Below are 11,719 nucleotides of genomic sequence, written 5' to 3' on the forward strand. Positions count from 1 at the left end.
AGCCGGGCGTGACAGTGGGGCAGGGATGGGCGCGGAGACTGTGGGGGTATGCCTGGCGCTATCCGAAGGACGTCGTCCTCGCCCTAGGGTCCTCCCTGCTCGGCATGGCCGTCATGGCGCTCGTGCCGTTGATCACCAAGGTGATCATCGATGACGTGATCGGCGACAAGAGCCGCTCCATGGCGACGTGGGCGGGGCTGCTGATCGGCGCGGCCGTCCTCGTCTACGTGTTCACCTACATCCGCCGCTACTACGGCGGCCGCCTCGCCCTCGACGTCCAGCACGATCTGCGCACCGCGATGTTCGGGACCATCACCCGCCTCGACGGGCGGCGGCAGGACGAGCTGTCCACCGGGCAGGTCGTCGGACGGGCGACCAGCGACCTCCAGCTGATCCAGGGCCTGCTCTTCATGCTCCCGATGACCATCGGGAACTTCGCCCTGTTCTTCGTCTCGCTGATCGTGATGGCCTGGCTGTCCCTGCCGCTCACCGCCGTCGCGCTCGCCGTGGCTCCCGCCCTGTGGTGGATCGCCCGGCGCAGCCGCAGCAAGCTGCACCCCGCCACCTGGTACGCCCAGGCCCAGGCGGCGGCCGTCGCGGGCGTCGTCGACGGCGCCGTCAGCGGGGTCCGCGTGGTCAAGGGCTTCGGGCAGGAGGAGCAGGAGACCGGCAAGCTCCGGGAGGTCAGCCGGCGGCTGTTCGCCGGGCGGCTGCGCACCATCCGGTTCAACGCGAAGTACACCCCGGCGCTCCAGGCCGTCCCCGCCCTCGGCCAGGTCGCCATGCTCGCCCTCGGCGGCTGGCTCGCCGTACGCGGACACATCACCCTCGGCACGTTCGTCGCCTTCTCGGCCTACCTCGCCCAGCTCGTAGGCCCGGTCCGCATGCTCGCCATGGTCCTCACCTTCGGCCAGCAGGCCCGCGCCGGTACCGAGCGGGTGCTCGAACTGATCGACACCGAGCCGTCCATGCGGGACGGCACCAAGGAGCTCCCGGCCGACGCCCCGGCGACGGTCGAGTTCGACGACGTCTCCTTCGGCTACGAGGACGGCCGCAGGGTGCTCGACGGCCTCAGCTTCCGGATCCGCCCCGGCGAGACCCTCGCCGTCGTCGGCTCCTCCGGCTCCGGCAAGTCCACCGTCTCGCTGCTCCTGCCGCGCTTCTACGACGTCACCCACGGCGCCGTCCTCATCGGCGGCCACGACGTCCGCGAACTCACCCTGGACTCGCTCCGGGCCGCGATCGGCCTGGTCCCCGAGGACTCCTTCCTCTTCTCCGACACCGTCCGCAACAACATCGCCTACGGCCGCCCCGACGCCACCCAGGAGCAGATCGAGCAGGCCGCCCGCGCCGCCCAGGCGGACCGCTTCATCACCGAGCTGCCCGAGGGCTACGACACCAAGGTCGGCGAGCACGGCCTGACCCTCTCCGGCGGCCAGCGCCAGCGCGTCGCCCTCGCCCGCGCGATCCTCACCGACCCCCGCCTGCTGGTCCTCGACGACGCCACCTCCGCCGTGGACGCCCGCGTGGAACACGAGATCCACGAGGCGCTGGCCCAGGTCATGGAGGGCCGCACCACCCTGCTGATCGCGCACCGCCGCTCCACCCTGAACCTCGCCGACCGCATCGCCGTCCTCGACGACGGCCGGCTCGCCGACCTCGGCACCCACGAGGAGCTCCAGGAGCGCTCGGCCCTGTACCGGCGCCTGCTCACCGACCCCGACGAGCTGGGCGGCGTCTCCCCGGGCCACACCCCGCCCGCCGGCCCCCAGGAGGAGGACACCTCCGTCCGGGCCGAGCTGGACGCCGAGTTCGACGCCGAGCGCGGCATCACCCCCCGCCTGTGGGCGGGCGAGCGCACCCCGCGCGACCACGCGACGGACGGCGCCCCGGCCACCCCGGAACTCCTCGCCGAGGTCGAGGCGCTGCCTCCGGCCAAGGACGTCCCGGACATCGACGAGGCCCGCGCGGTCACCCCGGAGGAGTCCTACGGCCTGCGGCGCCTGCTGCGCGGCTTCGGCCCGCCCCTGCTGGCCAGCCTCGCCCTGGTCGCCGTCGACGCGGGCAGCGGGCTGCTGCTCCCGGTCCTGATCCGGCACGGCATCGACAGCGGGGTCTCCGAGGCCGCCCTCGGCGCGGTCTGGGTGGCCTCCCTGCTCGCGCTGCTCGCGGTGACCGTGCAGTGGACGGCGCAGGTGGGGGAGACCCTGATGACCGGGCGCACCGGTGAGCGGGTGCTGTACGCCCTGCGCCTGAAGATCTTCGCCCAGCTGCAGCGGCTCGGACTCGACTACTACGAACGCGAGCTGACCGGCCGGATCATGACCCGGATGACGACGGACGTCGACGCCCTGTCGACGTTCCTGCAGACCGGTCTGGTCACCGCGTTCGTCTCGGTCGTCACCTTCTTCGGCATTATGGTCGCCCTGCTGGTGATCGACCTGGAGCTGGCGCTGCTCGTCTTCGCGACGCTGCCGCCGCTGATCGTCGCCACCTTCTTCTTCCGCCGGGCGAGCGTGAAGGCGTACGAACTGGCCCGGGAGCGGGTGTCGGCGGTCAACGCAGACCTCCAGGAGTCGGTGTCCGGGCTCCGGATCGTGCAGGCGTTCCGGCGCGAGCGGGACGGCGGCGCGCGGTTCGCCGAGCGCAGCGACAGCTACCGGCAGGCCCGTGTCCGGGGTCAGTGGCTGATCTCGGTCTACTTCCCCTTCGTGCAGTTCCTGTCGTCGGTGGCCGTGGCGGCGGTGCTGATCGTGGGCGGGGGCCGGATCGACGACGCCACGCTGACGACCGGGGCACTGGTGGCGTACCTGCTCTACATCGACCTGTTCTTCGCCCCGGTCCAGCAGCTCTCCCAGGTCTTCGACGGCTACCAGCAGGCCACCGTCTCGCTGGGCCGTATCCAGGAACTGCTGCGGGAGCCGACGTCCACCAAGTCCGCCGACGAACCGCTCGACGTGCGCTCCCTGCGCGGCGAGATCGCCTTCGAGGGCGTGCGCTTCGCCTACGACTCCTCCGACGGTGCCGCGCAGGCCCTGTCCGACGTCGACCTGCGCATCCCGGCCGGCCAGACCGTCGCCTTCGTCGGCGAGACCGGCGCCGGCAAGTCCACCCTGGTCAAGCTGGTCGCCCGGTTCTACGACCCGACCGGCGGCCGGGTCACCGTCGACGGCACGGATCTGCGCGCCCTGGACATGACGGCGTACCGGCACCGGCTCGGCGTGGTCCCGCAGGAGGCGTACCTCTTCCAGGGCACCGTCCGCGACGCCATCGCCTACGGCCGCCCCGACGCCACCGACGCCGAGGTCGAGGCCGCGGCCCGGGCGGTGGGCGCCCACGAGATGATCGCCACCCTGGACGGTGGGTACCTCCATGAGGTCGCCGAGCGCGGCCGCAACCTCTCGGCCGGCCAGCGCCAGCTGATCGCCCTCGCCCGCGCCGAACTCGTCGACCCCGACATCCTGCTCCTCGACGAGGCGACGGCCGCCCTGGACCTGGCCAGCGAGGCCCAGGTCAACCAGGCGACGGACCGGCTGGCGGGACGCCGTACCACCCTGGTGGTCGCCCACCGGCTGACGACGGCCGCCCGCGCGGACCGGGTCGTGGTGATGGCCGACGGCCGCGTCGCGGAGGACGGCACCCACGACGAGCTGCTGGCGCTCGGCGGACGGTACGCCGCACTGTGGCGCACTTTCGTCGGTGAGCCGGTCGGCGCGGAGCTCGCCTGACGGTCGTCGCGCAACCGTTCGGCGTACGCCCGGCGTCCGTACACCAGTACGCTCATCGCCGGGGTACGGGGAGGACGACACTGTGGACAGTGGTGCGATACGCCGACGGGCGGGGGCCGCGCTGGCCGTGCTGACCGCGTCCGGGCTGCTGGCCGTCGCGGCGCCGGGCGAGGCGCAGGCCGCCGGGACGTCGTGCCCGGGGCGCAAGGTCCGGACGGTGCCGTTCTCCACGGGTTCGGTGCAGGTCTACCGGAGCGGCGGCACGGTGTGCGCCTTCACCCTCGCCAGGAACCCCGGGCCGAAGCGGACGATGGCGGTCAGTGTGCGGGCGCGCGGCCACAACCCGGTGAAGTACCAGGGCAAACACCGGCGCAAGACGCGCACGGTCTCCGTCTACGCGGGCCAGCGCTGTGTGCAGGTGACCGGCCGGGTGGGCGGTGGATCGGTCAGTTCCGGCTGGATACTTTGCTGAACCGATGCATCCCGGAACCGGGTTTGTCGGTAACTCCTCTGGTGTGATCGTCAGTTGCTCCGATAGCTTCCGGGCGCACATCTGACTCACAGGGGAGGGTGCATGCGCAAGGCGCTCAGATGGCTGCTGGCGCTCACGGTGCTCATAGGCACGTTGAGCACGGCGGGGTCGGCCACCGCCGCCCAGCCGGAGGCCACCGACATCAAGGACCGGCTGCTCGGGATTCCGGGCATGAGTCTGGTCGAGGAGAAGCCGTACACCGGCTACCGCTTCTTCGTGCTCCACTACACCCAGCCGGTCGACCACCGGAACCCGTCCAAGGGCACGTTCCAGCAGCGGATCACCGTGCTGCACAAGGACGTCAGCCGGCCGACGGTCTTCTACACCGGCGGCTACAACGTCTCCACGACCCCGAGCCGGCGCGAGCCGACGCAGATCGTGGACGGCAACCAGATCTCCATGGAGTACCGCTACTTCACGCCGTCCCGGCCGGCCCCGGCCGACTGGACGAAGCTGGACATCTGGCAGGCGGCGACCGACCAGCACCGCATCTTCAAGGCGCTGAAGCCGCTCTACACCAAGAAGTGGCTGTCGACGGGCGGCTCGAAGGGCGGCATGACCGCCACGTACTACGAGCGCTTCTACCCGCGTGACATGGACGCCGTCGTCGCCTACGTCGCCCCCAACGACGTGGTGAACCGGGAGGACTCGGCCTACGACGAGTTCTTCGCGAACGTCGGCACCGAGGAGTGCCGGGACCGCCTGAACGGCGTGCAGCGCGAGGCCCTGGTGCGCCGGGAGCCGCTGGAGCAGCGGTACGCGGCGTACGCGGCCGAGAACGGCTACACGTTCAACACGGTGGGCAGCCTGGACAAGGCGTACGAGGCGACCGTCCTCGACTACGTCTGGGGCTTCTGGCAGTACAGCCTGCTCTCGGACTGCGACACGATCCCGGCGGACGCGAAGAACGCGACGGACGAGGAGATCTGGACCTCCATCGACACCATCGCGGGCTTCTCCTTCTACACCGACCAGGGCCTGGAGCCGTACACGCCGTACTACTACCAGGCGGGCACCCAACTCGGCGCCCCCACGATCGGGTTCCCGCACATCGAGCGCAAGTACATCCGCTACGGGTACCTGCCGCCCCGGTACTTCGTGCCGCGGGACATCGAGATGCGGTTCCAGCCGTGGGCCATGCGGGACGTGGACAGCTGGGTCCGCACCAACGCCCGGCAGATGCTCTTCGTCTACGGCGAGAACGACCCGTGGGGCGCGGAGCCGTTCCGCCTCGGCAAGGGCGCGCGTGACTCGTACGTCTTCACCGCCCCCGGCGCCAACCACGGCGCACGGGTAGCGGGCCTGGTGGACTCGGAGAAGGCCCTGGCGACGGCGAAGATCCTGGAGTGGGCGGGCGTCGCCTCCGCCTCGGTCCAGTCGAACCCGTCGACGGCGAAGCCGCTGGCGAAGTTCGACGCGAAGCTGGACAAGCGGGGGGTGGAGCGGACACTGCGTCCGTAACGGTCCCTTCCTGGCGTCGCACTGACGGCGGGCTGCCCCTGGGCGGCCCGCCGTCAGTGTCACCCGCTCACAGCGGCCGGGCGCAGCCCACCGGCCGGGGGCCGCCCAGTTGGACGTACAGGGCCGTCGAGGGCGGGCACTCGGCGCGCTTCGCCGCCGCCTGCGCGACCTCGTACCCGGGCTTCTCGTCGCCCTTGCCGTCGCAGGACGTCTCGCGGACCTGGTGGCCGCCGGAGTCGTAGACGCAGTCGCCGACGATCGTGCGGGGGCCGCCTCCGCCGCCCGGGTCGCCGGGGTGTGGTGGGGCGAGGTTGCGCATGCAGGCGTAGCCCTGGGGGACCGCGCCGTCGCCGTCCTCGTCCGAGGGGCTCTGCTCGCTGATGTGCAGGACGAAGTCCGTGGTGGCGGGGCACGGCGGGCCGTCGCCCACCGTGCCGTCGTGGCGGGCCGTCACCCGGGCCGCCGCCCGCTCCCCGCCGCACGGCACCTCGGTGAAGCTGGTCGTGCCGAAGGAACTGCACTCGTCGGCCCCGAGGAACACCGTGCCGTAGCCCGAGGGGCGGGTCTGCGTCGGTGACGGTGTCGCCGGTTCGTCGAGCCGGGCCTGCCCTCCCTCCGACTGGCAGCCCGTCACCCACACCGCCACCAGCAACGCGGCCCCCACGGCACGTCTCCCACGCATCGCGCTCCCCCCGGTTCCCCCGGGTCCAGCGTGGCCCGCCGCAGCGGGCGCACGCCAGACGCAGGGGTGGCTTTGGGCCCGTTGGGGGTCGTCCGCCGGGGCCCGGTCGTACCGGCGCTACGCCGGATACGACAGCCCGTGCCCTACCGGATACAGCACCCGGGCCGGATCGTCCGCTCGCTGCACCGGTACCGGAAGGCGGCCACTGGGCGCCACCGCACCCGCGATCACCCGGGCGGCCGCCCGCAGTTCGACATCGGTCCAGGAGTAGGAGGCCAGGTACCCGCGCACGGCGGGCAGGTGCGCCACGTCGTACGGGTTGCGGATCGCCACCGCCACCACCGGCTTACCCGTCGCCAGCAACTGGGTCACCAGCGTCTTCTGCGCGCTCGTCGCCGTCACGTTGTACGTCCCCACCACGATCGCGTCCGCGTCCCCGGCTGCCGCCACCGCACGCGCGATGGTGGTGGCCGACGGGGCGGTGCCGGTGGACAGCGGGGTCGCCGTGAAGCCCAGCTCGGTCAGCGCGGTGGCGAGGACGCCCGTCGGCGGGCCCGTGGTGCCGGACGGGGACGCCGGGTCGGCGCCGACCACCAGCAGCTTCGGCACGTCGGCCGGGGAGAGCGGCAGCAGGCCGCCCTCGTTCACCAGCAGGGTCGTCGTCCGGTCGGCGATGCGGTCGGCCGCCGCCAGGTGGGCCGGGATCCCGACCGTGCGGTCCACGGCACGATGACCGACGTACGGGTCGCCGAAGAGCCCCAGCTTCACCTTCAGCCGCAGCACCCGCAGGATCGACTCGTCCAGCCGCTCCTCGGTCAGCTCCCCGTCCCGCACCGCCGTCAGTACGGCGTTCCAGGCGACGTCCAGATTCGGCGGGTTGAGGAGCTGGTCCACGCCCGCCTTCAGCGCCAGCACCGGGACCCGGTCGTCGCCGTACTTCGTGCGGACGCCCTCCATGCCCAGCGAGTCGGTGACCACGACCCCGTCGTAGCCCAGCTCCTCGCGCAGGATGCCGGTGAGGATCGGGCGGGAGAGGGTGGCCGGGTCGCCGGAGTCGTCGAGCGCCGGGACCATGATGTGCGCGGTCATGATCGAGTCGATGCCCGCCTCGATCGCGGCGCGGAACGGGGGCGCGTCCAGCTCGTCCCACTGCGCGCGGGTGTGGGTGATGACCGGGAAGCCGTAGTGGCTGTCGACGGCGGTGTCGCCGTGCCCGGGGAAGTGCTTGGCGGTCGCCGCGACCGAGGAGCGCTGGAACCCGGCGACCTCGGCGGCGACCAGCCGGGACACCGCGGCCGGGTCCGAGCCGAAGGAGCGCACGCCGATGACCGGGTTGGCCGGGTTGACGTTCACGTCGGCGACGGGCGCGTAGTCCTGCCGGATGCCCAGGGCGCGCAGTTCCTTCCCGGCGATCCGGCCGAGGGTGCGGGCGTCGGCGCGCGAGCCGCTCGCGCCGATGGCCATCGCGCCCGGGAAGAGGGTGGCGGGCTTGCCCACGCGGGCGACTATGCCGTGCTCCTGGTCGGTGGAGACCAGGACGGGCAGCCCGCGCGGGAGTTCCAGGGACGCCTTCTGGATGCCGTTGGACAGGTCGGCGATCTGGTGCGGATCGCGGGTGTTGTGCGCCCAGGCGAAGTAGATGATGCCGCCGACGCGGTACCTGGCGATCAGCTCGGCGGCCGTGCGGACGCCGATCTCCTTGAGGTTGGCGTCGATGTCGGCCTGGTCGGGGGCGGTGGCATGGTGGCCGTAGACCCGCATCACGAAGAGCTGGCCGACCTTCTCCTCAAGGGTCATACGGGAGATGAGGGAGCGGAGCTTCTTGTCGTCCGCGTGAGCCGTCCCGCCCAGGGCGAGCGTGGCGGTGACTCCCGCGGTGGCGGCGAGGACGGTGCGTCTGGAGGGCAACGTGCGCTCCTTCCGGAGGTGATCCGCTGAAGCAGTTTCAGCGGGGTTCCGCTGAAAGAAACTTCCGAGGAGTCACCAATATCCGGGAAGTTTCTGCCAGTCAAGGGAGTGCACATTAACCCGGGCACCGCCCGCCGTCCGCCCCGCCCGGCCGCCGCATCCGCCCCGTCCGGCTCCGCCACCCCAACTTCCCGGAATCCGGGCGCAGCCGGGAACCCGCCCCGACCCCCGCTCGTCCAACACGCGAGCTGTCGGAGAGTCACCACGGTGCGGTGTCGGCCTCGCTGCTGGCTGCGAACGCTGACCCACCCTTCCGCCGCGCCGCGGCCGGCAGCCTCTCCGCCATCGGCGCGCCCCCCTCCACAGCGCCGATGGCGGACCCTCATTCCCGTATTAGGGGGTGGGCGGAGGCGCTGTGTCGCCGTCAGCTCGCCTTCGCGGGGCCGGAGGTGTCGACGGCGAGGGACACCGCGAGTCCTCCGAGCACCGTGCCCATCACATAGCGCTGCGCCCTCAGCCAGCCGGGGCGCCGGGCCAGGAACACGGCGATGGTCCCGGCCGCCAGCACGATGGAGAGGTTGACCGTGACGGCGACCACGATCTGCACCGAGCCCAGCAGCAGGCCCTGGAGCAGTACATGACCGGCCTCCAGGTCGATGAACTGGGGGATCAGGGACAGGTACATGATGGCGATCTTCGGGTTGAGCAGGTTCGTCACCAGACCCATCGTGAACAGCCGGCGCGGCGAGTCCGGCGGTATGTCCTTCGGTGCGAACACCGAGATTCCGCCCGGCTTCAGCGCGCTCCAGGCGAGCCAGCCGAGGTAGCAGGCGCCGGCCAGCTTCACGGCGACGTACAGCTGGGGCACCGCGAGGAAGACGACCGAGAGGCCGAGGTTCGCGGCGGTCAGATAGACGAGGAAGCCGACGGCGACTCCGCCGAGGGAGATCACTCCGGCCCGTCTGCCCTGGGTGATGCTGCGGGAGACGAGGTAGAGCATGTTCGGTCCCGGCGTGAGCACCATGCCGAGGGCCACGACGAACACGCCGAGGACTCCGCTCGCATCGACCATGACAACTCCCCGTTCGCAGGCCGCAGAGGCAATGCACCGAGCATAGGAAGCGGGATTGCCTCGGCGCAATGGCGATATTGCCCTCGGTGCAATCCTGTGGTTGGGTGGGCCCATGACGTCAGGGGATGAGTGATCGTGCGGGACTACCGGAGCGTCGCCGACCAGGTGGCCGCCGAGATCAGGTCCGGCGCCCTCAAGCCGGGCGACCGGCTCCCCCCGCAGCGCGCCTTCGCCCGCCGGTACGGCATCGCCAACTCCACCGCCACCCGCGTCTACCAGGAACTCGGCCGGCGTGGACTGACCGTCGGCGAGGTCGGCCGCGGCACCTTCGTCCGCGCCGCCGCGCCCACCGACCCGCCCGCCCTCGGGGAACCCGCCGGCAGCCGGATCGACCTGGAGTTCAACTACCCGGTCGTACCCGAGCAGTCCGCTCTCCTCGCGGCCGGCCTGGAGGGCCTGCTGCGCACCGACGCCTTCCACCACGCCCTGCGCCCGGCGGGCCCGGCCGGTGATCCCGCGGTGCGCGAGGCGGCCGCCGATCTGCTCACCCGGGGCGGCTGGCGCCCCGACCCCGCGCGGGTGCTGTTCGCCGGGAACGGCCGTCAGGCGCTCTGCGCGGTCTTCGCGGCCCTGGTCCCGCCCGGGGCGCGTCTCGGCGTCGAGGAGCTGACCTACCCCGTGGTCAAGGCCATCGCGGGCCGGCTCGGCATCACGCTCGTCCCGCTGGCCATGGACGACGACGGGCTGATCCCGGAAGCGGTGGCGGAGGCCCACCGGGCGGGCCCCCTGCATGCCGTGTACGCCCAGCCCGTCCTCCACAACCCCCTGTCCCTCACCATGCCCGCCCCCCGCGCGGAAGAGGTTGCCGAGCTGCTCCGGCGGCTGGACCTCCCGCTGATCGAGGACACCATCTGGGCCTTCCTGCGCGACGAACTGCCCCCGCTGGCCGCCCTGGTGCCCGAGCGGACGGTCCTCGTCGACAGCCTCTCCAAACGGATCGCTCCCGGCCTCTCGCTCGGTTTCACGGTGGCCCCCGCGCCCCTGCTCGGCGACCTCGCCGCGGCGCTGCGCTCCGGCGGCTGGACCGCCCAGCACTTCAACCTGGAGGCTGCCGCCCGGTGGCAGCGCGAGGGGGTCGTACGGCGGCTCGTGCGGGCCAAGCAGAAGGACGCCGCGGCGCGCCAGGAACTCGCGGCCCGGCAGCTGGCCGGGTTCTCCCTGCGCACGGATTCCCGCTCCTATCACTGCTGGTGGCGGCTGCCCCGCCCCTGGCGCGCCGACACCTTCGTGGCGGCGGCCGCGCGCTACGGCATCGGCGTCCCGCCCGCCGCGGCCTTCACGGTGGGCGACGCCCACGCCCCGAACGCCATCCGCCTGGGCCTGGCCACGCCCCACCTGGAAACCCTCACCTCAGCCCTGGCCACCTTGGCGTCCCTGGCCCACTCCTCCCCGGAAGACATGGCCACGGACTGAACACATCCCGGCCACCGTGGAACCCGAAGCCGGGGACGTCCGCGCAGGTATGCCCGGCAACTCCGCGACCGAAGCCACGACTGCGACCGCAGAGGTGGCAGCGCGCCGGCACCACAGACCGCAGCCGCCGACGAGCCCCTCGCCGGGAGCAACCAGGCGCCCCGCCCCGCCGCCGGGAGTGCACGGCGGTGCTCACCCCGCTACCGGAGGCGCTGGCGGCATACGACGGCCTGGCCCCGGCCGGGGGCGCAGGCCGCACCCCTCGCCGGTGTGCATGCCGCGGGCGGCTACGTGCCCCCGCCCCGCCGCCCGGGGTGCATCCCGCGGGCGACGCCGTGCTCGCCCCGCTGCCGGAGGCGCCGGCGGCGCCCGACGGCCTGGCCCCGATTGGGGGCGCAGGCAACCGCCGCCATGCCCCCTCGCCGAGGGCGCATGCCGCGGGCGACCACGTGCCCCCGCCTCGCCACCGGGGGTGCATGCCGGGGGTGACGCCGTGCTTGCCGTGCTGCTGGAGGCGCTGGCCCCCGGCCGGGGCGCAGGCGGCAGCCGACGACGTGTCCCCGCTGGGGGTGTAGGCGGCGGTTGACGAGGTGCCCCTCGCCCTTGCCGCCAGAGGCGCTGGCGTCGTCCGATCACGTGCCCCCGGCCGGGGCGCAGGCGGCAGCCGACGACGTGTCCCTCACCCGGGGCGCAGGCGAGGGCTGACGGCGTCCCCCTCACCCGGGGCGCAAGCGAGGGCTGACGGCGTACCCCTCACCCGCCCTTCGGGAGGCGCAGGCGGTGTCCGAGTGTGCCCCCACGGGAGGTGCAGGCCGCGGTCAGTGACGTATCCCCGCCCGCACCGGAGGTGTTCTTTTCCCCGC

7 protein-coding genes are annotated in these 11,719 nt (G+C 72.6%); 4 read left to right on the top strand and 3 right to left on the bottom strand.

All coding sequences use genetic code 11. The features are described from left to right. The first annotated feature begins 8 nt into the window (after positions 1-8). From ACFYW5_RS06845 to ACFYW5_RS06855, 3 genes are all read left to right on the top strand, one after another. A complete protein-coding gene (locus tag ACFYW5_RS06845; RefSeq protein ID WP_389415882.1) occupies positions 9-3,728 on the top strand; it encodes an ABC transporter ATP-binding protein in 3,720 nt (1,239 codons plus the stop codon). Positions 3,729-3,810: 82 nt separating this feature from the next. Then, entirely contained in the window at positions 3,811-4,200 is a 390-nt protein-coding gene (locus ACFYW5_RS06850) for a hypothetical protein (protein WP_389415884.1), read from the top strand. A 102-nt stretch (positions 4,201-4,302) separates the two neighbouring features. Beyond that, entirely contained in the window at positions 4,303-5,721 is a 1,419-nt protein-coding gene (locus ACFYW5_RS06855) for a S28 family serine protease (RefSeq protein ID WP_389415885.1), read from the top strand. 67 nt (positions 5,722-5,788) lie between these two features. Here ACFYW5_RS06855 and ACFYW5_RS06860 read toward each other — a convergent pair whose 3' ends face one another. The 3 genes from ACFYW5_RS06860 to ACFYW5_RS06870 all read right to left on the bottom strand — a co-directional run bounded on the left by ACFYW5_RS06860 (position 5,789) and on the right by ACFYW5_RS06870 (position 9,383). Then, a complete protein-coding gene (locus ACFYW5_RS06860) occupies positions 5,789-6,403 on the bottom strand; it encodes a hypothetical protein (protein WP_389415886.1) in 615 nt (204 codons plus the stop codon). 117 nt (positions 6,404-6,520) lie between these two features. Further along, the gene (locus tag ACFYW5_RS06865) at positions 6,521-8,311 is read right to left on the bottom strand and encodes a glycoside hydrolase family 3 protein (RefSeq protein WP_389415887.1); all 1,791 of its coding nucleotides are present in this window, start codon (positions 8,309-8,311) and stop codon (positions 6,521-6,523) included. Between the two features lie 424 nt (positions 8,312-8,735). Next, a complete protein-coding gene (locus tag ACFYW5_RS06870; RefSeq protein WP_389415888.1) occupies positions 8,736-9,383 on the bottom strand; it encodes a LysE family translocator in 648 nt (215 codons plus the stop codon). Between the two features lie 135 nt (positions 9,384-9,518). Between ACFYW5_RS06870 and ACFYW5_RS06875 the strand changes: the two genes are divergently transcribed. Continuing rightward, positions 9,519-10,856, top strand: a complete 1,338-nt coding sequence (locus ACFYW5_RS06875; protein WP_389415889.1) for a PLP-dependent aminotransferase family protein — start codon at positions 9,519-9,521, stop codon at positions 10,854-10,856. The last annotated feature ends 863 nt before the right edge of the window (positions 10,857-11,719 follow it).

Source organism: Streptomyces sp. NPDC002779 (assembly GCF_042888685.1).
Classification (GTDB): Bacteria; Actinomycetota; Actinomycetes; order Streptomycetales; family Streptomycetaceae; genus Streptomyces.

What these genes read in the sequence shown, in the direction of transcription:
- ACFYW5_RS06855 (WP_389415885.1), top strand. Translation starts at nt 4,303, where the DNA reads ATGCGCAAGGCGCTCAGATGGCTGCTGGCGCTCACGGTGCTCATAGGC.
- ACFYW5_RS06860 (WP_389415886.1), bottom strand. Translation starts at nt 6,403, where the DNA reads ATGCGTGGGAGACGTGCCGTGGGGGCCGCGTTGCTGGTGGCGGTGTGG.
- ACFYW5_RS06870 (WP_389415888.1), bottom strand. Translation starts at nt 9,383, where the DNA reads ATGGTCGATGCGAGCGGAGTCCTCGGCGTGTTCGTCGTGGCCCTCGGC.